The sequence below is a fragment of the Pseudomonas sp. WPR_5_2 genome (assembly GCF_003634475.1).
Classification (GTDB): domain Bacteria; phylum Pseudomonadota; class Gammaproteobacteria; order Pseudomonadales; family Pseudomonadaceae; genus Aquipseudomonas; species Aquipseudomonas izuensis.
In genome coordinates, this window is sequence record NZ_RBLA01000003.1 from 483,161 (window position 1) to 509,160 (window position 26,000).

30 protein-coding genes are annotated in these 26,000 nt (G+C 60.2%); 15 read left to right on the forward strand and 15 right to left on the reverse strand.

What is annotated here, in order from left to right; all coding sequences use genetic code 11:
- Positions 1–135: 135 nt before the first annotated feature.
- The 4 genes from BJ917_RS14890 to BJ917_RS14905 all read left to right on the forward strand — a co-directional run bounded on the left by BJ917_RS14890 (position 136) and on the right by BJ917_RS14905 (position 4,438).
- Entirely contained in the window at positions 136–849 is a 714-nt protein-coding gene (locus BJ917_RS14890) for a GntR family transcriptional regulator (RefSeq protein WP_096512905.1), read from the forward strand.
- Positions 846–1,844 carry an ADP-ribosylglycohydrolase family protein gene (locus tag BJ917_RS14895; RefSeq protein ID WP_121103724.1) on the forward strand — a complete coding sequence of 333 codons (999 nt, stop codon included), beginning with the start codon at positions 846–848 and terminating at the stop codon, positions 1,842–1,844. Before BJ917_RS14890 ends, BJ917_RS14895 begins: the two co-directional genes overlap by 4 nt.
- Before the next feature lie 205 nt (positions 1,845–2,049).
- Positions 2,050–3,516, forward strand: coding sequence for a cytosine permease (locus tag BJ917_RS14900; protein ID WP_121103725.1), 1,467 nt, complete (start codon positions 2,050–2,052; stop codon positions 3,514–3,516).
- The gene (locus BJ917_RS14905; RefSeq protein ID WP_121103794.1) at positions 3,509–4,438 is read left to right on the forward strand and encodes a PfkB family carbohydrate kinase; all 930 of its coding nucleotides are present in this window, start codon (positions 3,509–3,511) and stop codon (positions 4,436–4,438) included. The genes BJ917_RS14900 and BJ917_RS14905 overlap by 8 nt, the downstream gene beginning before the upstream one ends.
- Positions 4,439–4,554: 116 nt before the next feature.
- Here the strand turns inward: BJ917_RS14905 and BJ917_RS14910 are convergent, their stop codons facing one another.
- The 3 genes from BJ917_RS14910 to BJ917_RS14920 form a co-directional block, all read right to left on the reverse strand.
- Positions 4,555–4,935 (reverse strand): Rho termination factor N-terminal domain-containing protein, encoded by a 381-nt coding sequence (locus BJ917_RS14910; protein ID WP_121103726.1) that lies wholly within the window; start codon positions 4,933–4,935, stop codon positions 4,555–4,557.
- A gap of 33 nt (positions 4,936–4,968) precedes the next feature.
- The gene (locus tag BJ917_RS14915) at positions 4,969–5,307 is read right to left on the reverse strand and encodes a hypothetical protein (protein WP_121103727.1); all 339 of its coding nucleotides are present in this window, start codon (positions 5,305–5,307) and stop codon (positions 4,969–4,971) included.
- A gap of 84 nt (positions 5,308–5,391) precedes the next feature.
- Entirely contained in the window at positions 5,392–6,597 is a 1,206-nt protein-coding gene (locus tag BJ917_RS14920) for an MFS transporter (RefSeq protein ID WP_121103728.1), read from the reverse strand.
- A 287-nt stretch (positions 6,598–6,884) separates the two neighbouring features.
- Here BJ917_RS14920 and BJ917_RS14925 point away from each other — a divergent pair, with 287 nt between their 5' ends.
- The 4 genes from BJ917_RS14925 (at position 6,885) to BJ917_RS14940 (ending at position 10,154) form a co-directional block, all read left to right on the forward strand.
- Positions 6,885–7,367, forward strand: coding sequence for a GNAT family N-acetyltransferase (locus BJ917_RS14925; protein WP_096512899.1), 483 nt, complete (start codon positions 6,885–6,887; stop codon positions 7,365–7,367).
- A gap of 193 nt (positions 7,368–7,560) precedes the next feature.
- A complete protein-coding gene (locus BJ917_RS14930; protein ID WP_121103729.1) occupies positions 7,561–8,553 on the forward strand; it encodes a 2-dehydro-3-deoxygalactonokinase in 993 nt (330 codons plus the stop codon).
- 19 nt (positions 8,554–8,572) lie between these two features.
- A complete protein-coding gene (locus BJ917_RS14935; protein WP_121103730.1) occupies positions 8,573–9,193 on the forward strand; it encodes a 2-dehydro-3-deoxy-6-phosphogalactonate aldolase in 621 nt (206 codons plus the stop codon).
- Positions 9,194–9,350: 157 nt separating this feature from the next.
- Positions 9,351–10,154 carry an IclR family transcriptional regulator gene (locus tag BJ917_RS14940; protein WP_121103731.1) on the forward strand — a complete coding sequence of 268 codons (804 nt, stop codon included), beginning with the start codon at positions 9,351–9,353 and terminating at the stop codon, positions 10,152–10,154.
- A gap of 6 nt (positions 10,155–10,160) precedes the next feature.
- Here BJ917_RS14940 and BJ917_RS14945 read toward each other — a convergent pair whose 3' ends face one another.
- Together BJ917_RS14945 and BJ917_RS14950 are read right to left on the reverse strand one after the other, a co-directional pair.
- Complete coding sequence (locus BJ917_RS14945) at positions 10,161–10,436, reverse strand: hypothetical protein (RefSeq protein ID WP_096512895.1); 276 nt, start codon at positions 10,434–10,436, stop codon at positions 10,161–10,163.
- Positions 10,437–10,619: 183 nt separating this feature from the next.
- The gene (locus tag BJ917_RS14950) at positions 10,620–11,354 is read right to left on the reverse strand and encodes a thioredoxin family protein (RefSeq protein WP_121103732.1); all 735 of its coding nucleotides are present in this window, start codon (positions 11,352–11,354) and stop codon (positions 10,620–10,622) included.
- A 178-nt stretch (positions 11,355–11,532) separates the two neighbouring features.
- Here BJ917_RS14950 and BJ917_RS14955 point away from each other — a divergent pair, with 178 nt between their 5' ends.
- Positions 11,533–11,922, forward strand: coding sequence for a transcriptional regulator (locus BJ917_RS14955; protein ID WP_096512893.1), 390 nt, complete (start codon positions 11,533–11,535; stop codon positions 11,920–11,922).
- Positions 11,923–12,035: 113 nt separating this feature from the next.
- On the opposite strand, the gene BJ917_RS14960 is transcribed toward BJ917_RS14955, so the two are convergent.
- The 3 genes from BJ917_RS14960 to BJ917_RS31790 all read right to left on the reverse strand — a co-directional run bounded on the left by BJ917_RS14960 (position 12,036) and on the right by BJ917_RS31790 (position 13,679).
- On the reverse strand, positions 12,036–12,905 hold the full coding sequence (locus tag BJ917_RS14960) for a DUF6279 family lipoprotein (protein ID WP_096512892.1): 870 nt from the start codon (positions 12,903–12,905) through the stop codon (positions 12,036–12,038).
- Between the two features lie 232 nt (positions 12,906–13,137).
- The gene (locus tag BJ917_RS14965) at positions 13,138–13,326 is read right to left on the reverse strand and encodes a hypothetical protein (RefSeq protein WP_028621608.1); all 189 of its coding nucleotides are present in this window, start codon (positions 13,324–13,326) and stop codon (positions 13,138–13,140) included.
- Positions 13,327–13,466: 140 nt separating this feature from the next.
- Positions 13,467–13,679: a hypothetical protein gene (locus BJ917_RS31790; RefSeq protein WP_147432573.1), complete on the reverse strand. Its 213-nt coding sequence runs from the start codon at positions 13,677–13,679 to the stop codon at positions 13,467–13,469.
- Here BJ917_RS31790 and BJ917_RS14970 point away from each other — a divergent pair.
- From BJ917_RS14970 to BJ917_RS32325, 4 genes are all read left to right on the forward strand, one after another.
- Positions 13,678–14,514 carry a S1 RNA-binding domain-containing protein gene (locus tag BJ917_RS14970; RefSeq protein ID WP_096512891.1) on the forward strand — a complete coding sequence of 279 codons (837 nt, stop codon included), beginning with the start codon at positions 13,678–13,680 and terminating at the stop codon, positions 14,512–14,514. The two genes, BJ917_RS31790 and BJ917_RS14970, sit on opposite strands and share 2 nt — an antisense overlap.
- Before the next feature lie 133 nt (positions 14,515–14,647).
- Complete coding sequence (locus tag BJ917_RS14975; RefSeq protein WP_121103733.1) at positions 14,648–15,580, forward strand: DMT family transporter; 933 nt, start codon at positions 14,648–14,650, stop codon at positions 15,578–15,580.
- A 78-nt stretch (positions 15,581–15,658) separates the two neighbouring features.
- Positions 15,659–16,552, forward strand: a complete 894-nt coding sequence (locus tag BJ917_RS14980; protein WP_096512889.1) for a LysR family transcriptional regulator — start codon at positions 15,659–15,661, stop codon at positions 16,550–16,552.
- A gap of 139 nt (positions 16,553–16,691) precedes the next feature.
- Positions 16,692–16,820 carry a PA1414 family protein gene (locus tag BJ917_RS32325; RefSeq protein ID WP_007914492.1) on the forward strand — a complete coding sequence of 43 codons (129 nt, stop codon included), beginning with the start codon at positions 16,692–16,694 and terminating at the stop codon, positions 16,818–16,820.
- Between the two features lie 188 nt (positions 16,821–17,008).
- Here BJ917_RS32325 and BJ917_RS14985 read toward each other — a convergent pair whose 3' ends face one another.
- From BJ917_RS14985 to speB, 6 genes are all read right to left on the reverse strand, one after another.
- Entirely contained in the window at positions 17,009–17,260 is a 252-nt protein-coding gene (locus tag BJ917_RS14985; protein ID WP_096512888.1) for an acyl carrier protein, read from the reverse strand.
- A 56-nt stretch (positions 17,261–17,316) separates the two neighbouring features.
- Positions 17,317–18,042 carry an MBL fold metallo-hydrolase gene (locus tag BJ917_RS14990; protein WP_121103734.1) on the reverse strand — a complete coding sequence of 242 codons (726 nt, stop codon included), beginning with the start codon at positions 18,040–18,042 and terminating at the stop codon, positions 17,317–17,319.
- A gap of 86 nt (positions 18,043–18,128) precedes the next feature.
- Positions 18,129–19,508, reverse strand: coding sequence for a sodium:solute symporter (locus BJ917_RS14995; RefSeq protein ID WP_121103735.1), 1,380 nt, complete (start codon positions 19,506–19,508; stop codon positions 18,129–18,131).
- A gap of 189 nt (positions 19,509–19,697) precedes the next feature.
- Entirely contained in the window at positions 19,698–21,209 is a 1,512-nt protein-coding gene (locus tag BJ917_RS15000) for a cytosine permease (protein ID WP_121103736.1), read from the reverse strand.
- A 55-nt stretch (positions 21,210–21,264) separates the two neighbouring features.
- On the reverse strand, positions 21,265–21,687 hold the full coding sequence (locus BJ917_RS15005; protein WP_121103737.1) for a nuclear transport factor 2 family protein: 423 nt from the start codon (positions 21,685–21,687) through the stop codon (positions 21,265–21,267).
- Between the two features lie 9 nt (positions 21,688–21,696).
- On the reverse strand, positions 21,697–22,647 hold the full coding sequence (gene speB, locus BJ917_RS15010; RefSeq protein WP_096512883.1) for an agmatinase: 951 nt from the start codon (positions 22,645–22,647) through the stop codon (positions 21,697–21,699).
- A 334-nt stretch (positions 22,648–22,981) separates the two neighbouring features.
- Here speB and BJ917_RS15015 point away from each other — a divergent pair, with 334 nt between their 5' ends.
- Entirely contained in the window at positions 22,982–23,878 is an 897-nt protein-coding gene (locus tag BJ917_RS15015) for a LysR family transcriptional regulator (protein ID WP_096515527.1), read from the forward strand.
- 13 nt (positions 23,879–23,891) lie between these two features.
- Complete coding sequence (locus tag BJ917_RS15020) at positions 23,892–24,488, forward strand: tRNA-uridine aminocarboxypropyltransferase (protein ID WP_121103738.1); 597 nt, start codon at positions 23,892–23,894, stop codon at positions 24,486–24,488.
- 139 nt (positions 24,489–24,627) lie between these two features.
- Here the strand turns inward: BJ917_RS15020 and BJ917_RS15025 are convergent, their stop codons facing one another.
- Positions 24,628–25,995 carry an HlyD family type I secretion periplasmic adaptor subunit gene (locus tag BJ917_RS15025; protein ID WP_121103739.1) on the reverse strand — a complete coding sequence of 456 codons (1,368 nt, stop codon included), beginning with the start codon at positions 25,993–25,995 and terminating at the stop codon, positions 24,628–24,630.
- Positions 25,996–26,000: the final 5 nt, after the last annotated feature.

The window sequence follows — 26,000 nt, forward strand, 5'->3', positions numbered from 1 at the left end:
CGGCTGATGCACCGCCTTCGCTGGCAAGCCAGCTCCTACAGTCCGCGTTACAGCCACTATTGGCTTCCCCCCTTCCGTCACTTCCCCCCAAATATCCCTTGCCCGCCCCAACCCGATTCGGGTATCAATTTGTACATGATTAGACAGGTACGATTCGACAAGAAACAACGGGTGGTCGACGAACTCATCCGGCGCATTGAAAGCGGTCTACTGGAAGACGGTTTTCATCTGCCGGGCGAGCATCAGTTGGCTCAAGAATTCAAAGTCAGCCGAGGTACTTTGCGTGAAGCCCTGGCCGAATTGAAACGGCGCAACTACATCGCGACGCAAAGCGGGGTGGGCTCCATCGTCACGTTCGACGGTGTGGCGCTCGACCAGCGCAGCGGCTGGGCCCAGGCCCTGGCCGACAGCGGCGCGCTGGTCAATACCGAAGTGCTGCGGCTGGAGGCGGTGACCCGTCCTGACCTGCTGCCACGTTTCGGCACCGACCAATTCATCACCCTCGACCGTCGTCGCCGTTCCAATGACGGCACGCTGGTTTCCCTCGAACGTTCATTGATGCCCGCCACCGGAGGCCTGGAAAGCCTGCCGCGGGTCGGTTTGATCGACAACTCCCTGACCATCACCCTGGCCGCCTACGGCTATATCGGTGAACGCGGCGATCAATGGATCGGCGCCGAACCCTTGAACGCCGAAGACGCCGAATTGCTGGGGCGTCCGGTCGGCACGGTGTTCCTCAAGGCCTTGCGCACCACCTACGACCGGCAAAACCGCTTCATGGAGCAGGTGGAAAGCTTGCTCGATCCTGTGCATTTCCGTCTGCACCTGCAATTTGGAACGATGAGATGACTGCGTTCAATCGTGCCCTGGGCGCGTTCTACGGCCTGGCCCTGGGCGATGCGCTGGGTATGCCGACTCAATCCCTGAGCCGCGACGAGATCAAGGCGCGCTTCGGCGAAATCATTGACCTGCAGGACGCCGGTCCCCATCAGCCGATTGCCGCCAACATGCCCAAGGGCTCGATCACGGACGATACCGAGCAGGCAGTCCTGGTTGGCCAGCTGTTGCTCGACGGCAAGGGCCGGATCGAACCGGCGCTGCTCGCCCGGCGGCTCATCGAGTGGGAAGCCGGGATGCAGGCCAAGGGCTCGCAGGATCTGCTCGGCCCTTCGACCAAACGCGCGATCGAGATGATCCTCGCGGGCCATTCGCCGGAAGAGGCGGGGCGCTATGGCACCACCAACGGCGCGGCAATGCGTATCACACCCGTCGGGATTGCCGCGGACGTGGCCGATCCCGAACGCTTCATCGACGCCGTGGTGCAGGCCTGCCAGGTCACCCATAACACCACACTGGGCATTTCCAGCGCGGCGGCGGTGGCGGCGGTGGTCTCGGCCGGAATCAACGGCCTGGACCTGGGCGAGGCGTTGAACCTCGGCCAGCAAATCGCCTTGCAAGCGCAAAGTCATGGTCACTGGGTTGCCGGTGGACGCATCGCATCGCGCATCAGCTGGGCGCGGACCATCAGCGTCGACAGCGACAAGCGGATGCTCGCCGATTTGCTGTACGACGTGATCGGCACCTCGGTGGCTTCCCAGGAGTCGGTGGTCGTGTCGTTTGCCCTGGCCCAGCAAGTGGCCATCGGTGAAATGAATGCCTTCGAAGCGCTGTGCATGGCGGCGAGCCTGGGGGGAGACACGGATACCATCGCGGCGATTCTGGGGGCGATGCTGGGGGCTTGCCTGGGGCTTGAGTGTTGGCCGGTGGCGATGATCGAGAAGGTCAAAGCCGTTAACGATCTGGAGCTTGAGCCGTTGGTGAAAGGTCTGTTGGCTTTGCGCTGAGAGCACTGACGCCATCGCGGGCAAGCCCGCTCCCTGTAGGAGCGAGCCTGCTCGCGATGGACTTCAGGACGACGCGTTTGATCAGGAAACCCGCGTCATCGTTCACGTCCATCGCGAGCAGGCTCGCTCCTACAGGGGGGGCATTGCCGACTGTAAAAATCTGATTTGCCCACAACCACAAAAAATGGCAACAGGAGCATTTTTCATGAGTTCATCGAACGCCGGGCAAAACGCCGGGCAACTGGAAACCCGTGGCATCGAGCCGGTGCCGGAAGCCGAATGCAAGGGGCATCCGTTGCAGCTGTTCTGGGTCTGGTTCGCGGCCAACATTTCCATCCTTGGCCTACCGTTGGGCGCGACCCTCGTGGCCTTTCGCGGGTTGGCGATCTGGCAGGCGATCATCGTCGCGATCCTTGGCGCTGCGGGTTCTTTCGCCGTGGTCGGGATCATCTCCATCGCCGGTCGTCGTGGCCGCGCTCCAAGCCTGACGCTGTCACGTGCCATCTTCGGCGTGCGCGGAAACATCGGCCCGACCCTGGTGTCACTGATGTCACGCCTGGGCTGGGAAACCGTCAACACCACCACGGCCGCGTTCGTGCTGCTGTCGCTGTGCTCGATCCTGTTCGGCTCGCCGGTGGAAGCGAAAAGTGCGCCACTGCTGACGCTGGTGTTCATCGCGATTTTCGTGCTCCTGACCTTGTCGGTGTCCGGCCTCGGTCACGCCACCTTGCTGGTGATTCAGAAGTGGGCGACATACGTATTCGGCGCGCTGAACATCCTGGTCGGCGGCTTCCTCTGCGCCACCATCGACTGGAGCGCGGTGTTCAACGCCACGCCTGCGCCAATGAGCGCGATGATCATCGGTGTCGGCACCATGGCAGCCGGAACCGGGATTGGTTGGGCCAACGCCGGCGCGGACATGTCGCGCTATCAGCACCGCAGCGTCAAAGCCGTGCGCCTGGTGGCGTCGGCGGCATTCGGCGCGGGCATTCCGCTGGTCCTGTTGATCACCCTCGGCGGACTGCTGTCGGTAGGCAACAACGACCTGGCCCAGGCTACCGACCCGATCATCGCCATCCGTGACATGTTGCCGACCTGGATGGCCGTGCCGTACCTGATCACCGCATTCGGTGGCCTGCTGTTGTCGAATAACCTGTCGGTGTACTCCGCCGGCCTGACCACGCTGACCCTCGGCCTGAAGGTCAAGCGTGTCTACGCGGTGGTGGTGGATATCGTCGCGATCTTCGCCGGCTCCATCTACTTCATGCTGATCGCAGACAGTTTCTACGGTCCATTCATTACCTTCATTTCGTTGCTGGCGGTGCCAATCACAGCGTGGGTCGGGATCTTCGTCGTCGACCTGATTCATCGCCATTATTACAGCCCCGTAGATTTGCTGGACGTCAGCCCGAGCAGCGCCTACTGGTATCGCGGTGGCGTCGAATGGCGCGCGTTCGGTGCCTGGGCGGTGGCAATCGTGCTCGGTTTCAGCTTCACCACCATTGGCACCACGGCGGAAAATGTCTGGTTCAAAGGCTTTCTGTCCGACTCCTGGTTGGGCCATAACGGCCTCGGCTGGATCGTGACCTTTGTGGTCGCCGGCGGGATTTACTTTGTACTTGGCGGGGCGAAGGATCGTCGCGCTGCGCGGGTCGAGAATGCTCATGCCTAAGATGTTGTATACCGGCCAGGTCATCATCGACCTGGTCATGGCTGTGGATCAGCTGCCGCAAGCAGGCGGTGACGCGCTGGCGCAGTCCGCCAGTTTCGAGGCGGGCGGCGGCTTCAACGTGATGGCCGCCGCGCAGCGTAATGGCTTGCCGGTGGTCTACCTCGGTCGCCACGGCACAGGGCGTTTCGGCGACCTGGCCCGCGCAGCGATGCTCGCCGAAGGCATCCACATCGGTATCGCTCATCCCGCCGAGCGCGATACGGGGATATGCGTGGCGATCACCGATGCTTCAGCCGAGCGCAGTTTTGTGTCCTACATCGGTGCCGAAGGCGAAGTGACGGCCCAAGACCTGGCCAGCGTACCGGCCGAGGCGGGGGATTATGTCTGCGTCAGTGGTTATAGCCTGCTGCATGTCGGCAAGGCACAGGCGCTGGTGGACTGGGTGCTGGACCTGCCGAGCGACATCAACGTGGTGTTCGATCCGGGGCCGTTGGTGGATTCGCCGGATGCGCCGTTGATGAACGTCTTGTTGCCGCGCATCAATTTGTGGACCAGCAACAGCGTCGAGGCGTTGCGGTTTACCGGGGCGTCGGACATCGGTGAAGCGCTGGCTCGCCTGGCCGGGCATCTGCCGGCCAAGGTGTTGATGGTGGTGCGCGACGGACCGCAAGGTTGCTGGATCAGTCAGGGTTCCGAGCGTCGACATGTGCCGGGCTTCAAGGTCGAAGCGGTAGACAGCAATGGCGCTGGCGATGCCCATGCCGGGGTGTTTGTGGCGGGGTTGGCGCAAGGGTTGTCGGCGTTCGATGCGGCACGTCGGGCGAATGCGGCGGCCGCGTTGGCAGTGACTCGGTGGGGGCCTGCGACTTCGCCGGGGGCTGCTGAGGTGGACGAATTAATCAGGAAGACCTTCGGCGCCTGACCCATCGCTTTCGCGAGCAGGCTCGCTCCCACAGGGGATCTGTGAACGACACAAATCCCTTGTGGGAGCGAGCCTGCTCGCGAAGGGGCCCAAAAATTCAACACATGAATCTGGCTTTATCCAGCCTTGCGCAACGCCTCAATCAACTCCTGCTTGCGCATCCCGGACCGCCCCGGAATTTCCTTCGCCCGAGCTTCCTTTCTCAAACTGTCCACGGTCTGCGTATCACGCGAAGCCTGGCTATTGCGCGAATGCCCTTTGCGGCTCGCCACCGCGCGTCGTGCCGACTCCTTGCGGTCTTGCGACTTGGCGCTGGCCGGCTTCTTGCGGCCCGAACCACCGGCCCGTTCGCCGCCTCCAGACTGCTTATTGACCGTGGCCCAGGCACGCGCCTCGGCTTCGTCCTTGGACACGCCTTTGCGCTCATAACTGTCTTCGATGTGCTCGGCCTTGCGTTTCTGCTCGGCGGTGTATTTGTCTTTGCTTCCACGAGGCATGGGATTTCTCCTGGCTTATGTTGGCAAACCCGATTACTGGCTCACGCCGCCTTCGGAGTCCGAACCACCGGTAGTGGTTTTCGAACCGATGCCAGAGCCGGCGTTATCGGGTGTTCGAGTATCCGGCAGGTTCAAACCGCCCTGACGGCCCGCGTCATTGCCTTGAGTCCGCGGGTCGGTGCCGGTGGACGGTGGCAGGCTACTATCGACGCCCGTGCCATTGGTGTTCATGCCGGGGGCGCTCTGGATGGCGGGGGCCTTGGGGCTTTCGACCGGGTTGGTCGGGCCGGTACCGGACGTGTAGGTCGTGGCGATGGCGAGCGGGGACAGCAGGACGGCGAGGGTGAGGGCGGTCAGCCGGGACAAGATCATGGAGGTGTCTCCCTTGATTTAGAGTCCTTACCTGATGTTGGTCCGCCCCCGTTTCGAATTGGTGCCTGATGAACGACGAATGGTTCAGGCCTGTTGCAATGCCCTGGCGGTGACGACCCTGCGCCAGATCAGGCGAGCCACTGTGATCAGCCAGTTGATCGAGGCGATCGCCAGCACGGTGAGCAACAACGTCGCCATCCCGTGCTCGACGATGATTTTTCCGGCGAGCAGCGGGAAGCCGAATACACCGATGAAATACGACAAACTGAACAGCAGCAAGGCCTGTGCGGTGGTGCCATTCGGTGCTTCATTGGCGGCCAAGCCGTTGATGACCGAATAAGTCAGCCCGTAACCGACACCGAGCATCACCGCCGCAAGCAAGTAGCTCAAGCCATTGTCGACCACGAAGCCAAACAGCAGGATCGAGCCCATCATCAGCCCCGACAGCACGCACGACGCACGCAACGGATCGCGCTTGACCACGATGCCGGCGATCAGCATGCGGCTGCTGATCGCGGCACTCATGAAGCCCAGGAAGAACAGCGAATAGTCAAGCGAGCGTGCCCCGGCATAGCTGGTCTGGAAGCTCGACAACCCACCGAAAACACAACCGCCCAAGCCAACCATGATGATCGGGAACAGCGCCCGGGACGACAGCACTTGCCCCGCGGCGAGCCAGGAAATCCGTGACACCGTGGTCGATTGCAACGAGGCGTTTTTCAGGTGTCGATCCAACTGCCAAAACAGCAGCACGCCAATCAGGCTCGCCAGCGCGGCGAGATAGAACGCCGCCGTCACCGGATAGCCCAGGGCGCTCGCGGCGCGTCCCAGCAATGGGCCGCTGCCGATCCCGGTCATCATGCTGCCCGACAACAAGGCAAAGTATTTGGCGCGCTGCGAGGGGGTGACCAGGCTTGCAACGATGATCGGCCCGAGGGTGTAGAACACGCCCCAGCCCAAACCCAGCAGCAGGCCGAAAAACAGCAACAGATTGCCGAAGCCCGGCGTCAGTGCGAAACCCAGGCTGGCGGCCACCAGCAGGACGCCGAACAGTGCCACCGAACGTGCCGCGCCAAGCAGGTCTGACAGGTGTCCGGAAGCAATCACCGCAACAAAAGTGCTGAGCATCGCCGCCGAAATCACACTGCCGGCATCGTGCTCGTTACCCCCGCGCGAGCCGATCAGCAGGGACAGCAAGAAGGTCGAACCGTAGGACAGCGAGAGCAGGTAACTGGCCAGGCAAAACAGGCCGAACAACTTGCCGGAGACGGGGGGTGTTGCGGTAGACATGACGCGGTTCCTTGACCTGATAAATGCACAGGTCATCTATCTATCATGCAAGGCGCTTATGTTAGGTCCGAGGTTCACGATTTCAGGATTAGCGCAGGCCGGAGTATTCCCCCTGTAGGAGCGAGCCTGCTCGCGAAAAAACGCAAGGACACCGCGCTTGTTCAGGCTGCAACTGTAATCGTTGACGACCATCGCGAGCGAGCTCGCTCCTACAAATGCGGAGCCATCTCGCCACAGATCCCGCGCCGACTTAGTATGGCGTTTTCAATTTCTGACAAGGCACGTCCATGACGATCGAAATCCGCCCGGCGACCCCCAGTGATGCCCCGCAAATTCTCGCGTTCATCACCGAATTGGCCGACTACGAACGTGCCCGCCATGAAGTCATCGCCAGCGTGGCCGACATCGAACGCAGCCTGTTCAGCGAAGGTGCCACCGCCCATGGCTTGATCTGCCTGCGTGAAGGCGTGGCGATCGGTTTCGCGGTGTTCTTCTTCAGTTATTCCACGTGGCTTGGCAGCAACTGCCTGTACCTCGAAGACCTCTACATCACCCCTGAACAGCGCGGTGGCGGTGCGGGTAAAACCTTGTTGCGGCATCTGGCAAAGATTGCCTGTGCCAATGACTGCGGCCGTTTCGAATGGAGTGTGCTGGAGTGGAACACCCCGGCCATCGAATTCTACAAATCCCTGGGCGCGCAGCCGCAGGAAGAGTGGGTTCGCTATCGCATGGACGGGAAGGTGTTGCGCGAGTTCGCTGAAGGAAACTGATCGGCTTTAAAAGATCGCAGCCTTCGGCAGCTCCTACAGGGGAACGCATTCCAAATATAGGAGCTGCCGTAGGCTGCGATCTTTTTTGTCTTTATCTCAATATATGGGATTGATATTTATATATTGAGATTTTTCTTTTTCGAGGTTTATAGTCCCCTTCACACACTGCCAAAAAAACAGAACAGGTGAAGCGATGCTGGCGCATTTGATCGCGCTCGATTGGGGGACAACCTCACTACGCGCTTACAAACTTGCCGCAGATGGCCAGGTGCTCGAACAGCGTTCGCTGTCGTCGGGGATCATGCAGTTGCCCAAGGCGCCGCGATTCATCGCCGGTCGTGAATGCATCGACGGTTTTGAATTGGCCTTCGATGAGGCCTGCGGTGACTGGCTCGACGCCCAACCCGATTTGCCGGTGATCGCCTGCGGCATGGTCGGCAGCGCCCAGGGCTGGCGCGAAGCGGCCTACCGCGATACACCGGCGAACGTCGCCAATCTCGGAACCTCCCTACAAATTGTTCGTAGCCTTCGCGGTGTCGATGTGCACATCGTGCCGGGGGTGATACAGCGTTCACACCTGCCCAATGTGATGCGCGGCGAAGAAACCCAGGTGCTCGGTGTGCTGCAAACCCTGTCGAGAGAGGCGGGTACCGATCTGTTGATCGGCCTGCCGGGCAGTCATTCGAAATGGGTGGAAGTGAGCGACGGCTGCATCGTGCACTTCGACACCTTCATGACCGGCGAAGTCTTCGCCGTCCTCAGTGAACATAGCATCCTGGGGCGCACCCAGCAGCGCGGCGGGTCGTTCGATGGCGAAGCTTTCGATCGTGGCGTGCAGGTCGCCTTGTCGGCGGACGGCGAAATCGGCGTGCTGTCGACCCTGTTCAGCGCCCGCAGTCTGGGCTTGACCGGTGAACTGAGCGCTACGGCGCAAGCGGATTATCTGTCCGGTCTGCTGCTCGGCCATGAGCTCTCGGCCCTGGCCAGCGTTCAACGCCGCCGACGCAACAGCATGCACCTGCCTTCAATCATCCTGATCGGCAATGCCCAACTGTGCAGCCGCTACAGCCGTGCCCTGGGCGCCTGCGGTTTTGCCCGGGTAACCTTGGCCGAGCAGGCCACCGAACGCGGGCTATGGCAACTGGCGGTCGCCGCCGGACTGGTCGCCGCAACGCCATCCCGTTAACCCTGACTGGAGCCCTGACATGCTCAAACAAGCACTGGCGCAAAACGGTCTGATCGCGATCCTGCGCGGCCTGCATCCGCAAGAAGCCGTGGCCATCGGAGAAGTCCTGTACGCGGGCGGATTTCGCGTCATCGAAGTACCGCTCAATTCCCCCGAGCCGTACGAAAGTATCCGCATCCTGCGCAGTACCTTGCCTGCCGATTGCCTGATCGGCGCGGGCACGGTGCTGACGCCGGAGCAGGTCGAGCAGGTGAAGGCGGCGGGTGGCCAGGTGATCGTCATGCCCCACAGCGATCCCAAGGTGCTGCGCGCGGCGAAAGCGGCCGGTCTGTACCTGTCGCCGGGTGTCGCCACGCCGACCGAAGCCTTCGCGGCTCTGGCCGAGGGCGCGGACGTGCTGAAGATGTTCCCGGCCGAGCAAATGGGGCCGGCGGTCGTCAAGGCCTGGCTCGCGGTGCTGCCGGCGGGAACGATCCTGGCGCCGGTCGGTGGCATCACCCCGGACAACATGCAGGCGTTTATCGACGCTGGCGTCAAAGGTTTCGGCCTCGGTTCCGGTCTGTTCAAGCCGGGCATGACACCGGAGCAAGTGGCGGCCAATGCCAAGGCCTACGTGGCTGCCTGGAAAGCCCTTCGCTAAGACTTTTCCGGCGATTACCTATGTCTCGGTTCTGGCATTGATCGGTGCGCTTTCCTACATCTTGTTGGTGGGCAAGGTCGAGCGTATCAAGTTGTAGTGGCAGCGGTAGGCCGACCATAATGCCGCCCGTTCATTCGCTCAACGGTAAAGGCTGGATATGCAGGAAGACGCCCCAAAAATCGCCAAGGAGACCGCGCCGACCGGCACCCAGACCCTGCTTCGCGGCCTGGGTGTGGTTCAGGCCGTGGCCAGCGGCGCCCGCGATCTCAAGGAAATCGCCCGGCTGATCGGCACTACGCGCAGCACCACCCATCGCCTGGCCAGTTGCCTGGTGGATGAGCGTTACCTGCGGGTGGTGCCGCAAGTTGGCTATTTGTTGGGACCGAAGCTGATCGAACTGGGGTTTCAGGCGCGGGAGGAGTTGCCGCTGGTGACCCTGGCCGGGCCGTACCTGGATGAGTTGTCGGCGTTGACCGGCGACACCATTCACCTGGCGATCCGCGAAGGCGATGAGGTGTTGTACCTGCACAAGAATCCGGGGCGCAACGGTCCGGAAATGCGTTCGCGGGTCGGCCATCGCATGCCGTTGGCGCGCACCGGGATCGGCAAGGCGCTGATGCTCGACGACACGCCGCAAGAGTGGCAGCGGTTGTACGAAATCAGTCTGCCTGCAGGTGGGAAAAATCAGTTCTGGCCACAGCACCTGGAGCAGTCCTGGGAGCAGTTTCAGCAGCGCATGCTCGAGTACGTGGCAGGTGGCTACGCTTTCGACCTGGAAGATAACGAACCCTCGATCCGCTGTGTGGCGGCGCCGATCCGCGACGCCAGCAAACGCATCGTCGCGGGCATCAGCATCGCCAGCACCGTGCCGTATATGCCGCTGGAAAAAATGGCCGAGCTGATTCCCTTGATCAAAGAGGTCACGGCCCGGCTGTCGGCGGAGCTTGGTTTGAAGGTGTAATCCTGGTCAGCTTTCGGTTTTCTTCTCTGCCGCTCCCAGCTCTTTCAGGCGCTGATCGATCAGCTGGCACTTGTCCGGCAGATCCTTGGAGGCAGTTTTCAGGTCCATCTTCTGTAACTCATCGTTGATCTCCTTGGCTTTAGCCGGGTTCTGTTCGGTGAGCTTGCTGACTTCCTGGGCCAGCTGTTCGCGCTTGGCGGTGGCTTCGTCTGGGGTACAGGCCCAAGCGGGCAGGGCACAGGCAAGGGTGGCGACGAGAGTGAGTTTCAGCAGGTTTTTCATTCTTCAGGCCTCAGTTCCGGTTAAGGCGGGTTAACCGGTTGAGGGTTCAAGGACTGAAAAAGTTCAGCGATCCTTGTAGGCGTGAGCCTGCTCGCGATAGCGGTGCATCAGTCGCAAACAATGTGCAGACACTCCGTTATCGCGAGCAGGCTCACTCCTGCAAAGGCCCGGCAGTGCGAAATATTATCCGCTATGGCAGCAACTGGATTTCACTGCTTCCTCATACTTATCGTGATGCCTCACCCACTCCATGATTTCCTCTTCATTCCTGCCCTTTGGCGTCAGATCAAGGTAGTTATAGGCGCCAACCAGGAGGTCCAGGCCACGGGCGTAGGTCGAGTAAGTGTGGAAAATCTCGCCGGCCTCGTTGCGATAAAACACGCTGAGGCCTGGGAGTTCTTCTTCGGATCCGTCGGTTTTTTCGTAGTTGTAGGTAGCCTTGCCGGCAGCGACGTCCTCGGCGCGGGCGGTGACGCCAAAGTCGTAGTTGAAATCGCTGCCCGCCGATGACACCCAGTCGAATGTCCAGCCCATGCGCCGTTTGAAGGCCTGGAATTCGGCAAACGGTGCGTGGGAAACCGCCACCACGGCTACGTCGTGGTGGGCCAGATGCTGGTTGGCGCCGTCGATGTGATCGCTGAGGAACGAGCAACCAGGGCAACCCTCATCCCAGCCTTTTGCGAACATGAAGTGGTAAATGACCAGTTGGCTGCGGCCGCCGAACAAGTCAGCGAGTTTCAGTTCGCCCTGTGGGCCCTGGAAGCGGTAGTCCTTGTCGATTTTCACCCAGGGCAAGGCGCGGCGTTCGGCGCTCAGTCGATCTCGCTCCTTGGTGAACGCCTTTTCGACGGCCAGGTGCTGTTTGCGGGCGGCGAGCCATTCTTCCCGGGACACGACGGGATGATTCTGAATGTTCATGATGATTTCTCCTGCGTGGGGCTGGGAGGTGATTTACACAGCCTAGTCGTTTGGTCACTGCGTAATTCGACATGCCGCCGGTCGGTAGCCGTAAAAACCTGAGCTGAACGGCTGCCGGGTGCGCCGGTCACAATCTATGAAGGCCCTATCAATCACGGGCACCGGAGGTTGAATCAGGATGACGACTTATAACTGGGATTTGATTGAACGCTTGCTGCACGAAGTGCAGAACGGCGAAGCCAGCTTCACGCCACGACCTTATGCCGAACGATACGCGGCTGAAAAAGCTGCGCAGGGCGAGGTACCTGAAAACCTCGACCACTTGAAAGCGGTGGCCGGTGAGTACGAAAAATTACTGTTGGCACGAGGCTATATCGAACCCCGGCCCGAGGAGCAGGGCGGCACTGGCTCCAACTACATTCTGACCCTGCGTGGCTCGAGGCTGTTGAGCCTGATCGACAGCAGCATTCCCGGTAATGACCACCCGCGTCAGGTGCTCGATGAGCAGCAGGATGCGCTGGATGAAGTGACGTTTGATGAGGTGGCTTCGAAGGCGCAGATTGCCTGACTTTACGCAAATCCAATGTAGGAGCTGGCTTGCCAGCGAAGTCGGTGTCACTGACACACCGAGGTGTCTGGATTCGCTGGCAAGCCAGCTCCCACAAGTCATGTGTATTGCCATCAACCCTTTTTTGCCGCCTTCAGGCATTTCAAATCGCTGAAATCCTTCCTCACACCCTCGATTTTTATCAGCAATCGCTGACGCTGCTCCGGCGTGCTTTCGGCCATCAAATCCACAAACAGCGAACGCGCCTGCGCTTCAGTCTTGGCGAAAGCCTGGCGGTATTCCGGTGTCCACAAGCGCTCACGATTCACCAGAAGTGTCTCGATTCGCTGTGGGAATTCAGGGCCGTGACGTTGCGCCACCGCCGCACTGAACTGTTTCTGCCAGTGGACACGGTTGGCGATCCATTGCGTATTCTGGTCACCCAGGGCATTGGACCACGCGACGACACGCTGTTGTTGCGTGGGGCTGAGTGGCCCGAGCCAATCACCCAGGCGTTTCTCCATGCGCTCGCCACGGTCTTTGATCTGCTGCTCGAGGGGCGGCTTGAGGTATTGCGCCTGGCGTTTGCGCTGGTCCTTGGCGAAGGCCTCGTTCATTTCAGCGACCTGCCTGTCATCCAGTCCTTGCAGCAACTCGATGGCCGATGGGGTGATTTCCCGGGCGGTCTCGGCGATGGCCTGTTCGGCCTCTTCGGTGCGCGCTTGCAGGGCGGCATCGGTGACCTGGTTGGTTGCGACCATGGTCTGCAAGCGGTCCAGCCAATCCAGATAACCCGGCAATTGCGTGGTGCAGTGCCAGGTCAGGTGTTCCTTGAGACGTTCATTCAACCAGCTTTTTTGTTCGCCGTTCATGTCCAGGTAGTCGCTGAGCGTCCAGGGAATGATGACGTCGAGGTTGCGGTAAGCCAGGCCCATTCGACTGCATGCGCCGAGGGCGAGGATGAGTGTGAGCACGAAGGCAATGTGCCTTAACCAGCGAGACATGGGCGAATCCTTGCGAAAGCCTGGCTTCTGGATCTGATTCTCATGTGAACGCAGGATGAGCCCGGCAGTTCAGCCGATCAAGGGAAGGCGAGCAAGAAGAGCACGTGGCCTGATGGCTGAGCAGGTTTTTATGAGCGTTGGGGTATGGGGAGGGGGTATTGCGGGGAGGGTTCCAGTCCAAGCGCTTCGAAGCTCAAAGCGCTTGTGGACCAGGTGATGCCGAGGGTTGCTCTTATTTCTTGCCCAGGGTGATCTGCTTGGACGGGCCGAATGTCTGACCGCTGACGCCTTTGGCAATTTGCTGGATTTCACCGCCGGACTTGAGGAACGCAGCAATCTGGTTATTGATCGATTCGCTGGTTTCGACGGCTGGAGCTGGCTTTGCTTTGCTGGTGGATGCTTTTACGCGCATGGCGGCCATTAACCTGTAGAAAATTAACTTGGCCAGGCATCGTACAGGAATTACCTGCAATTTGCTTGGCAAATATCCCGTGGAGGTTTCACAGCGGGTGCAGGATAAATGGCGGATTATTATTGGAAAATATCCCCTAAGTCGCTGTTTTAAATAAAAACATGGATCGACAAAATAACGATTTTGACCGGGCCGAGAGCGTCGAAAATTGTCGGGGTGGTCAGACGAGCGGCCACTCGGGTGCGGCGAAATCCAGGAAAATTAAGGCCTTCGGAGGATTTTCTCGCGCCACCGGCCCGGCCGCCGAACGCGGCCGGCAAAAACGGGTAGAATGCCGCCCACGCAATGAGGGTATTGGACATGGCTTTAGTCGGGCGTTACAACAGTTTGCAAGTGGTTAAACACACTAACTTCGGTTTATATCTGGACGGTGGCGCGGATGGCGAAATACTTTTGCCTAATCGTTATATTCCAAAAGATATTCCCAGCGAAGATGAAGACTGGCTCAATGTTTTTGTTTATCTGGACAGTGATGACAAACTTATCGCGACGACAGAAAAACCGAAAGTTCAAGTCGGTGAATTCGCCAGCTTGAAAGTTGTTGAAGTCAACAGCATCGGTGTGTTCCTCGATTGGGGCCTGCCGAAGGATCTGTTGCTGCCGTTTTCGGAAGAAAAGCGCCAGATGACGGCCGGCGAATACGCCGTGGTGCATGTCTATCTCGACAAGCACACCCGCCGCATCACCGCGACGGCTCGCCTGGACCGCTATCTGGACAAGACCCCGGCCAACTACACCCCGGGCCAGGAAGTCGACCTGCTGGTTGCCGAAGCCACCGACATGGGGTTCAAGGCGATCATCAACAACAAGCACTGGGGCCTGATCCACAAGAACGAAATCTTCAAGTTCATGCGCGCGGGCAAGGAAGAGAAGGGCTTCATCAAGGAAGTTCGTGCCGACGGCAAGATCAGCCTGAGCCTGCAGCCGGTCGGCCAGGAAGCGGCCACCAGCCTGAACTCGAAGATCCTCGCCAAGTTGCGTGAGAACAATGGCACCCTGGCGGTCAGCGACAAGAGCGACCCAACGGTGATCAGCAGTATGTTCGGTGTCAGCAAAGGCAACTTCAAAAAGGCCATTGGTGCGTTGTACAAGAATGGCCAGATTGTCATTCATGCCGATCGCATTGAACTGAGCTGATAAGCTCGCTCCTACCGTGGGTAATTTCTGTACATCTGGTTAATAATCGATATTTTCGCCCCGACCTTGTGTCGGGGTTTTGCTTTTACTGCCGAGTCACTGCCATGGATCGTGTTGTTGTCGAGGTTTTCCGGTGAGCGCCACCCGGCGTAGCGCCGATGGATTCGCCTTGCAGGTGATGTTGGGGTTGTGCCTGGTCTGGGGCGTTCAGCAGGTCATGATCAAGTGGGCGGCGCCCGACATCGCGCCGGTCATGCAGGCGGCCGGGCGCTCGGGCATGTCTGCATTGCTGGTGGGATTGTTGATCTGCTGGAAGGGCGGTTGGAGTCAGGTTGGCAACACCTGGCGCGGCGGGTTGTTGGCCGGTGCGTTGTTCGGGCTGGAGTTCTTCTTCATTTCCGAAGGCCTGCAATTGACCACGGCCGCGCATATGTCGGTGTTCCTCTACACTGCGCCGATTTTCACCGCACTGGGTGTGCACTGGCTGCTGCCGAGCGAGCGTTTGCGGCCTGTGCAGTGGCTGGGGATTTTCCTCGCATTCGTCGGGATTGCCATCGCATTTGCCGGTGGCGTGTCCTGGGACAATCTCGATTACCGCATGTTGATGGGCGATGCGCTGGGCGTGCTGGCCGGGGCGGCCTGGGGCGCGACCACCGTCGTGGTGCGGGCTTCGCGGTTGTCGGAGGCGCCGGTGACGTTGACATTGTTTTACCAACTGATCGTCGGCTTCTTCGGTTTGCTGTTGATCGCGCTGCTCAGTGGTCAGATCACCCACGTCAGCCTGACCCGCGTGGCGGTAGCCAGCGTGCTGTTCCAAGGCGTGGTGGTGTCGTTCTTCAGCTATCTGATCTGGTTCTGGTTGTTGCGCCGCTATCTGGCGGCGAACCTGGCGGTGTTTTCGTTCATGACGCCGTTATTCGGCGTCACGTTCGGGGTGGTGTTGTTGGGCGAAAAACTGAGCCTGAACTTCGTCATTGGCGCGATTCTGGTGCTTTTGGGCATCACGTTTGTCAGCGCCGAGCAGTGGGTGCGTCGTCGTTTGCGCAGAGCGCTTGGGCAGTCCTGAGCACCGTCCAGCCTGGGTCGATTGACATTCTCTAGAAAAGAATAATAGTGGGTAACTTGTTCTTTTTTGGAGAATGCCATGGAATTCAGCCAATTGCGGATTTTCCAGGCGGTGGCGCAGGAAGAGTCCATCACCCGTGCCGCCGAGCGGCTACACCGGGTGCCGTCCAATCTGTCGACCCGGCTCAAGCAGCTTGAAGAACAATTGGGCGTTGAACTGTTCGTTCGCGAGCGTCAGCGTTTGCAATTGTCGCCCGCGGGAAAAGTCCTGCTGGACTACACCGCCAGGCTGTTTGCCTTGCACGACGAAGCCCATGCCGCGGTCCAGGGTGGACAACCGGCCGGCGACTTCGTACTGGGCACCATGTACAGCACCGCCGCCATTCACCTCCCGGCGTTGCTGGCGCGCTATCACAAGCGTTACCCGGCGGTGAACCTGCAAGTGCAGTCCGGGCCCAGTGGTGAGTTGCTGGAAGGCTTGCTCACCGGCCGGCTCGATGCGGCGCTGGTGGACGGACCACCGGAACTGGCCGTGCTCGATGGCGTGTTGTTGTGCGAGGAGCGGTTGGTGCTGATCAGCGAGTCTGATCATCCTCCCGTGCTCAGTGCAAGGGATGTGGAAGGGCGTTCGGTGTTCACCTTTCGTCAGGGCTGTTCCTATCGCATGCGCCTGGAGTCCTGGTTTTCTCATGATCATGCGGCGATGGGCCGGGCGATTGAAATCGAATCCTATCCGGGAATGCTCGCCTGTGTGATTGCCGGCTCGGGCGTGGCGTTGATGTCGGAGTCGATGCTCGCCAGCCTGCCGGGGCGCGAAAGCGTGGCGGTCCATCCGTTGCCTGAACCGTTTGCCAGCGCGACCACCTGGCTGATGTGGCGCAAGGGCATGGTCGGCGCCAACCTGAACGCGTGGATCGAGGAGCAACAGGCGCTCTTTCCGTCGGCGCAAAGCCTGGTCCGCGCGATTGCATGATTTAATGCCATCGGATTGTGATCGATTCAGTAACAGATCATTGCCACTTTGGGCGAGCATTGCTCAGGACTTCGGACTATTATCAGTTCCAAGCGGCTACAGAATTCCGGTCGCTCGGCACTACCCTGAAGGGGGCATCATGAAAGAGAAAATCCAAAACTGGCTGCATGACCTGGGTGTCGCGCTCGGTTTGATCGAACCGCCTCTGCAACCTGTGCCCATTCGCACCGACGACGAGCAACGCCGACGCCAGCAGCGTCGCCGGTAAGCGAACAAACCGTTGAGAGGGTGCTTTTTTGTGGCGAGGGAGCTTGCTCCCGCTGGGCTGCGAAGCAGCCCCTCTTGATACCAAGGTTTCAGTCGTGGCGCTTTGAGAGGTTTTGCGAGGACTCCGCCCTCGAGCGGGAGCAAGCTCCCTCGCCACAAAGGGTATACCTGCTCTGGTGGCGTAAGTTTTCAATGCCGCCCAATCTTCATCAAAAACCGACTCAAGTCGTTCGCCGTCCTGGCTGTCTTGAGCATCCGGTCTTCCTCGGCGGTGAACGCCGTCAAGCCGAGTTCGTCTTCCAGATGGAAGATCAGCTCTTCGATATCCGATTTGTCCAATCCCAACTGCACCAGACTGGTGTTGTCGTCGAAGTCATCCTGACCTTCCAGCAGGCGGCTGATGTAGCGATGCACGGCGGCACGAACGGCAGCTTTTTTCATGGCGATCTTCGAGGGCGTTATTGTTTTGGTCGCCCCGGGCTTGAGTACAGCAGGCTTCAGCCGTGTGAGCGCTGCCACTCGTCAATCATGTGGCGCAGATGTTCCCCGGAAAAGCTGCCGAAATGCCCGCCATGCACCGTGCGGATCGGCAGGGTGCGCAAGCGTTGCAGGCTGCGTGCATAGTCGTCGAGGTTGGAGTGATAAGCGTCTTCGATCAGCGGCCCGTCGTAAATGATGTCGCCGCTGAACAGGGTCTCGGTGGCCGCTTCATACAGGCTGATGCCGCCCGGTGAGTGTCCCGGCGTGTGCAGCACTTGCAGCACCCGGTTGCCCAGGTCCAGTACATCACCTTCTTCGATCGTACCCGTGGCCGGCGCGGCCTTGACCCGATATTCGGCGTAGCACAACGGGCAATCGGGGTGCGCCTCGAACATGTCGTCGCCGACAAACATCCGGCTCAAATCGTTTTCACCGTCCGGTGCGGCCAGGATTTGCGCTTCGGCCGGGTGTACCAGGCGTTCGGAAAACTCGTGATGCCCGGCAATGTGGTCGAAATGGCAGTGACTGGCCACCGCCACCAGGGGGCGCTCGGTGATCCACGGCAATTGCTCGCGCAGGCTGACCAGCCCGGAACCGCTGTCCAGCAGCAGGTCCTTGTCGCGACCTTGCACATGCCAGAGATTGCAGCGGTAGAAAGGGCGAATGTAAGGCTCGTGAATCAAACGAATGCCGTCGCTGAGTTGTTTGACCTCGAACCACTGATCGCGGGAAACAATTTTCATCAAAGGTTTTCTCCAGACGAAAAAAAACGGGTGTGGCAACCGACGCCACACCCGTCGAAGAAAAGCATCAAGTCGTTATGTTCAGCTTAGGCGGCGCTGGTCACCAGTGCCGGACGACGGGACATCAGGCTGACCAGCACGAAGCTCACCAGACCTGCTACCAGGCTGTAGTAGATCGGGGTATTGGCGTCCAGACCGTCCTTGACCATGAACAGCAGGGCAGTGGCGAAGCCCACGCTCATGCTGGCGATGGCGCCGGCGGTGGTGGCGCGTTTCCAGAAAATCGCACCCATCAGCGGGATCAGCATGCCGCCAACCAACAGGTTGTAGGCCAGGGTCAGGGCGCTGATCACGTCGTTCACTACCAGAGCGATGCCCAGTACGACAAGACCGGTCAACAGGGTCACCAGGCGGTTCAGGCCCAGGCTCGATGCTTTACCGCCGCGCAGTTTCGGCAGCAGGTCTTCGCTCAGGGTGGTGGCGGCAGCCAACAGGCCGGCGCTGGCGGTGGACATCATGGCGGCCAGTGCGGCAGCGATGACCAGGCCACGGATACCGTCCGGCAGGGACAGTTTCACGATGGCGGCGAATGCGTTGTTGACGTTGTCCAGATCCGGGATCAGTACGTGAGCGGCCATGCCGATCAGGGCGCACGCCAGACCGTAGATAATGCAGTAGATACCGGCAGCGGTACCGGCAACCTGAGCCACTTTAGCGGTCTTCACGGTGAACACCCGTTGCCAGATGTCCTGACCGATCAGGATGCCGAAGAAGTAGATCACGAAGTAGGTGATGATGGTGTCCCAGCCAATGGTGGTGAAGCTGAAGCTCGCTGCCGGCAGTTTGGCCACCAATTGATCCCAGCCGCCAACGCGGTACATGCAGATTGGCAGCAGGATGAACATCAGGCCAACGGTCTTGATCACGAACTGGACGATGTCGGTCAGGGTCAGCGACCACATGCCGCCGATGGCCGAGTAGATCACCACGACGCCACCGCCGAGCAGTACCGAAATCCAGAACGGCAGGCCGAACAGCACTTGCAGCACGGTACCGATCGCCAGGATCGAAACGACGCCGATCATCAAGGCATAGGCCAGCATGATGACCGCGCTCGCGGAGCGGGCCATCGGGTTGTAGCGTTTTTCCAGCACCTGGGTAACGGTGTAGATCTTCAGTTTCAACAGCGGTTTGGCGAGGAACAGGTTCAGCGCCACGATTCCGCAACCCAGTGCGGCGCAGAGCCAGAAACCGGAGATGCCATGCACGTAGCCCAGGCGCACGGTGCCCACGGTGGACGCGCCGCCGAGGACGGTGGCAGCCATGGTGCCCATGTACAGGGTCGGGCCGAGGTTACGACCGGCGACCAAAAAGTCTTCGTTGGTCTTGGCCTTGCGCATGCCGTAGTAGCCGAGTATCAGCATCGCGGCGGCGTAGATGAGTACGACGAATAAATCCAAAGCCATTATGGCGTGTCTCCGATTGTCTTTTTTATGTGGAACTAAAAATCAATTCCTGAGCAAACATCGATCCCTGTGGGAGCGTGGCTTGCCCGCGAAGGGCGCGCCGCGGTCCGTCAGGCAAACCGCTTCATCGTTCATCGCGGGCAAGCCTCGCTCCCACAGGTCATGCGTTGACCACAGGTAATGCGTTTATCAGGCGACTTGTCGCATCGCCGGTTTAACGAGCGAATCCTTGCTCATGCTGCGTGGATCGTTCGGGCCGAACACCGCAGTCGGTTCCGGGAACAGACTCAGCAAGACCAGGTAAACCACCGAGGCCAGGCCCAGGGTCACCGGCAGACTGATATCGATACCGCCGGCCATTTCGCCCAGTGGTCCGACGAATTGCCCCGGCAGGTTCACGAAGCACAGGCCGACGGCCGCGCTCGGGATCCAGGCACCCAGGCCACGCCAGTTCCAGCCATGGGTGAACCAGTAACGGCCACCTTTCTCGCCACGGGTGAACACTTGCAGGTCATCCGGGCAGTAGAAACCGCGACGTACCAACAGGCCGATGATCATGATCACCATCCACGGAGTGGTGCAGGTGATGATCAGTACGGCGAAGGTCGACACGCTCTGCACCAGGTTCGCCGCGAAGCGTCCGATGAAAATGAAGGCAATCGACATCACCCCGATCAGCAGCGTGGCCTTGACCCGCGACAGCACCCGTGGGAACACGCTGGACATGTCCAGCCCGGTGCCATACAGCGAGGTGGTGCCGGTGGACATGCCGCCGATCACCGCAATCAGACACACCGGCAGGAAGAACCAGCTCGGCGATACCGCCAACAGGCCGCCCACATAGTTGTTGGCCGCGATGTAGTCCGGCGCCTTGACCGCGACGATGGTGGCAGTGACCAGGCCGAACAGGAACGGGATGAAGGTTGCGATCTGCGAAATCACCACAGCGGCCATGATGCGGCGCTTGGAGGTATCACGCGGAATGTAGCGCGACCAGTCGCCCAGGAACGCCCCGAAGGAAATCGGGTTGCTCATGGCCACCAGCGCAGCGCCGATGAACGCCGCCCAGAACCCCGGTTGCCCCATGTTCACGGTGCCGGCGTAGTTCACATCGAAGGGACCGGCAAAAGCGAAAGCCCCCAGCAGGAACAACAGGCTGGCGCTCCATACTGCGATCTTGTTGACCCACAGCAGGAAACGGAAGCCATAGATGCACACGGTCAGCACCAGAACCGCGAACAGACCGTAGGCCAGGCCCAGGGTCAGGTCGGTTTCCGGCAGGCCGATCAGGCGTTTGGCACCACCGATCAACGCATCGCCCGAACTCCACACCGAGAGGGAGAAGAAGGCGATAGCGGTCAACAGCGACAGGAACGAACCTACGATCCGCCCGTGCACGCCGAAGTGCGCACCGGAAGATACGGCGTTGTTGGTGCCGTTGATCGGGCCGAACAGGCCCATCGGCGCGAGGATTAGCGAACCGAGCAACACGCCCAGCACAATCGCCCAGGCGCCAGCCTGGAAAGACAGGCCGAACAGCACCGGGAAACTGCCGAGAACGGCGGTGGCAAAGGTGTTCGAACCACCGAAGATCATCCGGAACAAGTCCGTCGGGCCTGCGGTGCGTTCGTTGTCCGGGATCTGCTCGACCCCGTGAGTTTCAATTTGCGTAAGGCTTTGGTCTTTGTTGTTGTTATTCATGATCAGCTCCGATCATAAAGGCGCGCTCATCGTGCGTGAGCGTCACCCGTGTTGGCTAAGGGGTTGGCAGCCCTTCCGGCATCGCGGACAAATGTTCGTGGCAGGCCAGCCATAGGCCTTGTTGTTCTTGGCCAGACGCTTGTTTCTTGAAAACAATCGTCTCGCGCTCCTGGCTGAAGTGTTGCTCCCCTTGCATGCGCAGCTCGGTGGCGACGTCATGGATAAAAATCGCTACATCACCCTGCAGGCTGACGAAGGCGTTGTTCGAGGTGCATGACAGCACTTCGAAGCCGTCCTCGGCACGCCAGCTGTCCCACAAGGCCTGGTAGGCATCGCGTGACAGCAGTGGCTGTTCGAGGGTGTAGAAAACGAAGCTGGCATCGGCGCTGAACGCGCCGAAGTAGGCTTCGCGATCGTTGCGGGCGAAGGCGGACACCAGATCGGCGGCCGCTTTCAAGACCTGATCGCGTTCGGTCATGACCAATCCTCAGCGGTGGACTACGCCAGGCAGTACGCAGAGCATTTCGTACAGCAGGTTGGCGGCCAGCAGCGAGGTGTTGCCGGTGGTGTCATAAGCGGGCGAGACTTCTACCAGATCGCAACCGATCAGGTCGAGGCCTTGGCAGCCACGAACGATCTCGATGGCCTGAATGGTGGTCAAACCGCCGATTTCCGGGGTGCCGGTGCCAGGCGCCCAGGCCGGATCGATGCCGTCGATGTCGAAGCTCAGGTACACCGGACCGCCGCCGACTTTCTCGCGAACTTCGGCCATCAGCGGTTCCAGGGACTTGTGCCAGCACTCTTCGGCCTGGACCACACGGAAGCCCTGGTTGCGGCTCCAGTTGAAGTCGTCAGCGGTGTAGCCCTGGGCACGCAGACCGATCTGAACAACGCGGTCCGGATCGATCAGGCCTTCTTCGACGGCGCGACGGAAAGTGGTGCCGTGGGCGATTTTCTCGCCGAACATGTGATCGTTCACATCGGCGTGGGCATCGATGTGCACCAGGCCGACCTTGCCGTGCTTTTTATGGATGGCACGCAGGATCGGCAGGGTGATGGTGTGGTCGCCGCCCAGGGTCAGCGGGATCACATCGTGTTCGAGGATGTTGTCGTAGGACTCTTCGATGATCCGTACGGCATCCAGCAGGTTGAAGGTGTTGATCGCCACGTCGCCGATGTCGGCAACCGACAGCGAGTCGAACGGAGCAGCACCGGTGGCCATGTTGTACGGGCGGATCATCACCGATTCGGCGCGGATATCACGCGGCCCGAAACGGGTGCCAGGGCGCAGGGAAGTACCGATGTCCAGGGGCACGCCTACGAAGGCAGCGTCCAGGCCGGCAGCGGTAGGAACATGGGGGAGTCGCAGCATGGTGGCGATGCCGCCGAAACGCGGCATTTCGTTGCCGCCCAGTGGTTGGTGAAGAATCTTTTCCACGGGTAAGGCCTCATCGTCGTTGTTTTATTTATGCAGGCACGCCGTTCACAGAAGGTACGGGCGCCGCTTTGAGCCGATTCTGCGAAATGTAGTGGCCGGGAAGAATCGCTACGGGCAAATACTTAGTTCAGATTTTTCTAAACTAATGGTCCGGGGAGGATTAGACTTCACTCCGCAGCTGATGTGGTGTGTCGAATGGCCTTTTCGCTGGCAAGCCAGCTCCTACAGGTTTCGGGTCGTGCACAGCATCATCTGTAGGAGCTGGCTTGCCAGCGAAGGCGGCCGAATGGTTGCCACCAGACTGACCTTGCATCGAGCGGAGTTCGCAGATCCCATGGCCAACGCTTTACCCGACCTGAAACTATTGCGCATCTTCGTCAGCGTGGTGCGTCATCAGGGATTCGCCAACGCCCAACAAGAGCTCAACCTCTCGACGTCAGCCATCAGCACCTACATGAGCCAGCTCGAGTCGGCGCTGGGCCTGGTGCTGTGCCATCGCGGCCGTGGTGGTTTCAGCCTGACCAGCAAGGGCGAGTTGTTCCATCAGGAAACCCTGCGTCTGCTGGGCGAGTTGGAAGGGTTCGAACAATACGCCGCCGCGCTCAAGGGCGAATTGCGCGGCACGTTGAACCTGGGGGTGATCGACTCCACCGTCAGTGACAAGGCCTTGCCGTTCGCCGAAGCCATCGGCGCCTACAGCCAGGAACACCCGGCGGTGCATTTGCATTTGTCGGTGATGAGCCCCTATGAACTGCAACTGGGCGTGCAGGACAACCGTCTCGACTTGGCCATCGGCGCGTTTTCCACGCGCATGAGCGGCCTGGTGTACATGCCGCTGTACCGTGAACAGCACTGGTTGTATTGCAGCACGCGGCATCCGCTGTTCAACGAGCGGCGCATTCCCGAGCAGGTCATCACCCAGCAGCGCATGGTTGGTCGCGGCTACTGGAGCCAGGCCGAACTGGCTCGCCATGGCTTCAAGCACAGCGCCGCGACGGTGGAGAGTATGGAGGCGCAGCTGATCCTGGTGCTGTCCGGCGCCTACATCGGCTACTTGCCGGAGCACTATGCCCAGGCCTGGGCCGACAAGGGCGACTTGCGTGTGCTGTTGCCGGCGACTTTCGGGTATCAGGCTCCATTCTCGATGATCGTGCGTCGGGGCCGCAGCCGCGAGCCGTTGATCCAGACTTTCCGCGATCTGCTCAAGGCGCAACTGAATCAGGCTGCCTGAGGGAATAAAATCGATGTCCAGAATTCAATGCCCGCGCTGCCTGCGTCCGCAAAGCCATTGCCTGTGCCCACTGATCCCCAGCCTCGACAGCCGCACCCGGGTGTTGCTGTTGCAACATCCGAGCGAGGTGAACCATGCGCTGAACACCGCGCGGCTGGCGGCGCTGGGCTTGAAAAATGCCGAGTTGATCGTCGGCGAGGTGTTCGAGGACTTGCCGAGGCTGTTGAATCAACCGGGTTATCAGGCGCGGTTGTTGTTTCCCGCCGACGATGCGCAGCCGATGCAGGCTTACAGCGCATCCGATGATCCGTTGCTGCTGGTGGTGCCGGACGGCACCTGGCGCAAGGCGCGCAAGATGCTGCACTTGAACCCGCTGCTGGCGGCATTGCCCCGAGTGGCCCTGGCCGAGGGCGGCGTGTCCCGTTATCGGCTGCGCAAGGCACCGGGGCCGGGAGCGCTGTCGACGGTGGAGGCGATTGTGCAGGCGTTGCAGGTGCTTGAAGCGCCGGCTTCATTCGAGCCGTTGTTGAAGCCGTTCGAGGCGTTGATCGAGGGGCAGATTGCGGCGATGGGGGAGGAGGTTTTTCAGCGTAATCATGGGCCGAAATAGTCGTTGTCTGCGCTGGCCTCTTCGCGAGCAGGCTCGCTCCCACAGTTGGCCGGGTTCTTCCAGTAGAAATGCGGTCCCTTGTGGGAGCGAGCCTGCTCGCGAAAGCGGCAGAACACTCACCAAAAATCCCTGAAAGAAACTACCTTTCCCGCATCGCCTCAGTCCGCGCCTTGAGCACCGGTTTAAGCAGGTAATCCAGCACCGTCTTCTCCCCGGTAATGATGTCCACCGTCGCCACCATCCCCGGGATGATCAGCAAGGGTTTCACATCCCCGCCCAAATGGTTTTTATCAGTGCGCACCTGGATCAGGTAGAAGCTGTTGCCCTTCTCATCGGTGATGGTGTCGGCACCGATCAGTTCAAGCTTGGCACTCAGGCCGCCATAGATCGTGTAGTCGTAGGCACTGAACTTGACCATGGCTTTCTGCCCCGGATGCAGGAAGGCGACGTCCTGTGGCCTCACCTTGGCCTCGATCAGCAGGTTGTCTTCCAGGGGCACGATTTCCACCATGTCGCTGCCCGGCTGGACTACGCCGCCAATGGTGTTGACCTTCAGTACCTTGATGATGCCCTTGACCGGCGATATCACCGTGGTACGGGTCACGCGGTCGTCGATGGCGATGCTCGATGCGGTGATTTTCGACAGGTCGGTGCGTTTCTCATTCAGCTCCTTGGCCGCCTCCGAGCGGAAGGTCTGTTCCGACTCGTCGATCTTGCTCCTGATCTCGGCAATTGCCGATTCCGCCCGGGGAATCGCCAGGGTGGTGGCGTTCAGCGAGCCGCGGATTTCCACGGCGCTGCGTCTGAGGCGCAGGATCTCCACCGGTGACACGGCACCGGTCTTGACCAGTGGCTCGGACATGGCCATCTCCTGGTTGACCAGGGCCAGGCTTGAACCGTATTGCCCCGCCTTGGAGCGGAACTCCGCCAGCTCCTGGGTTTTTTGCCGCAGTTGTTCGGTCAGTGTGCGTTGTTCGCTGGCCAGTCGACGTTGCCGTTGTTCGTACAGCGAGCGTTCGTCCTCGGCCACTTGCGGGGCCTTGGCGATCACTTCTTCCGACAGTTTGAAGGGGCGGCCTTCGGCTTCCGCCGACAACCGTTCGACCTGCGCGGTCAGTGCATAACGATCGGCCTCGCTTTCGCCCTTGTTCGACAGGTAGCGCGTGTCATCCAGGCGCAACAGGGTGTCGCCCTTGTTCACCATTTGCCCTTCGCGCACGAAGATCTCGGTGACGATGCCGCCCTCGAGGTTCTGGATCACCTGCACCTTGCTCGATGGAATGGCCTTGCCTTCGCCCATGGTGACTTCCTGCAACACGGCGAACCTGGCCCAGACCAGCGCGCTGATCAGCAGCGCCGCCGCCAGCCACACCGTGATCCGCGACCAGCGTGGCGAGTCTTGCAATGAAGCGCCGGCGGTTTCCGGCATGAATTCGACTTCAGCGCTTTTTGAAAAGCTGTTGAAGTAGCCACGCTCTTTCGACGTTACAGGCAGATCCGCAGACATGGGCA

Coding starts and splice junctions, on each gene's coding strand:
- BJ917_RS14905 (WP_121103794.1), top strand. CDS start 3,509: ATGCCTAAGATGTTGTATACCGGCCAGGTCATCATCGACCTGGTCATG.
- BJ917_RS14935 (WP_121103730.1), top strand. CDS start 8,573: ATGCTCAAACAAGCACTGGCGCAAAACGGTCTGATCGCGATCCTGCGC.
- BJ917_RS14945 (WP_096512895.1), bottom strand. CDS start 10,436: ATGAAAAACCTGCTGAAACTCACTCTCGTCGCCACCCTTGCCTGTGCC.
- BJ917_RS14950 (WP_121103732.1), bottom strand. CDS start 11,354: ATGAACATTCAGAATCATCCCGTCGTGTCCCGGGAAGAATGGCTCGCC.
- BJ917_RS14985 (WP_096512888.1), bottom strand. CDS start 17,260: ATGAAAAAAGCTGCCGTTCGTGCCGCCGTGCATCGCTACATCAGCCGC.
- BJ917_RS14915 (WP_121103727.1), bottom strand. CDS start 5,307: ATGATCTTGTCCCGGCTGACCGCCCTCACCCTCGCCGTCCTGCTGTCC.
- BJ917_RS14910 (WP_121103726.1), bottom strand. CDS start 4,935: ATGCCTCGTGGAAGCAAAGACAAATACACCGCCGAGCAGAAACGCAAG.
- BJ917_RS14980 (WP_096512889.1), top strand. CDS start 15,659: ATGGAATTCAGCCAATTGCGGATTTTCCAGGCGGTGGCGCAGGAAGAG.
- BJ917_RS31790 (WP_147432573.1), bottom strand. CDS start 13,679: ATGTCCAATACCCTCATTGCGTGGGCGGCATTCTACCCGTTTTTGCCG.
- BJ917_RS15020 (WP_121103738.1), top strand. CDS start 23,892: ATGTCCAGAATTCAATGCCCGCGCTGCCTGCGTCCGCAAAGCCATTGC.
- BJ917_RS14960 (WP_096512892.1), bottom strand. CDS start 12,905: ATGTCTCGCTGGTTAAGGCACATTGCCTTCGTGCTCACACTCATCCTC.
- BJ917_RS14955 (WP_096512893.1), top strand. CDS start 11,533: ATGACGACTTATAACTGGGATTTGATTGAACGCTTGCTGCACGAAGTG.
- BJ917_RS15000 (WP_121103736.1), bottom strand. CDS start 21,209: ATGAATAACAACAACAAAGACCAAAGCCTTACGCAAATTGAAACTCAC.
- BJ917_RS14990 (WP_121103734.1), bottom strand. CDS start 18,042: ATGAAAATTGTTTCCCGCGATCAGTGGTTCGAGGTCAAACAACTCAGC.
- BJ917_RS14965 (WP_028621608.1), bottom strand. CDS start 13,326: ATGGCCGCCATGCGCGTAAAAGCATCCACCAGCAAAGCAAAGCCAGCT.
- BJ917_RS15005 (WP_121103737.1), bottom strand. CDS start 21,687: ATGACCGAACGCGATCAGGTCTTGAAAGCGGCCGCCGATCTGGTGTCC.
- BJ917_RS14900 (WP_121103725.1), top strand. CDS start 2,050: ATGAGTTCATCGAACGCCGGGCAAAACGCCGGGCAACTGGAAACCCGT.
- BJ917_RS15025 (WP_121103739.1), bottom strand. CDS start 25,995: ATGTCTGCGGATCTGCCTGTAACGTCGAAAGAGCGTGGCTACTTCAAC.
- BJ917_RS14970 (WP_096512891.1), top strand. CDS start 13,678: ATGGCTTTAGTCGGGCGTTACAACAGTTTGCAAGTGGTTAAACACACT.
- BJ917_RS14940 (WP_121103731.1), top strand. CDS start 9,351: ATGCAGGAAGACGCCCCAAAAATCGCCAAGGAGACCGCGCCGACCGGC.
- BJ917_RS15015 (WP_096515527.1), top strand. CDS start 22,982: ATGGCCAACGCTTTACCCGACCTGAAACTATTGCGCATCTTCGTCAGC.
- BJ917_RS14895 (WP_121103724.1), top strand. CDS start 846: ATGACTGCGTTCAATCGTGCCCTGGGCGCGTTCTACGGCCTGGCCCTG.
- BJ917_RS32325 (WP_007914492.1), top strand. CDS start 16,692: ATGAAAGAGAAAATCCAAAACTGGCTGCATGACCTGGGTGTCGCGCTC.
- BJ917_RS14995 (WP_121103735.1), bottom strand. CDS start 19,508: ATGGCTTTGGATTTATTCGTCGTACTCATCTACGCCGCCGCGATGCTG.
- BJ917_RS14925 (WP_096512899.1), top strand. CDS start 6,885: ATGACGATCGAAATCCGCCCGGCGACCCCCAGTGATGCCCCGCAAATT.
- BJ917_RS14930 (WP_121103729.1), top strand. CDS start 7,561: ATGCTGGCGCATTTGATCGCGCTCGATTGGGGGACAACCTCACTACGC.
- BJ917_RS14920 (WP_121103728.1), bottom strand. CDS start 6,597: ATGTCTACCGCAACACCCCCCGTCTCCGGCAAGTTGTTCGGCCTGTTT.
- BJ917_RS14890 (WP_096512905.1), top strand. CDS start 136: ATGATTAGACAGGTACGATTCGACAAGAAACAACGGGTGGTCGACGAA.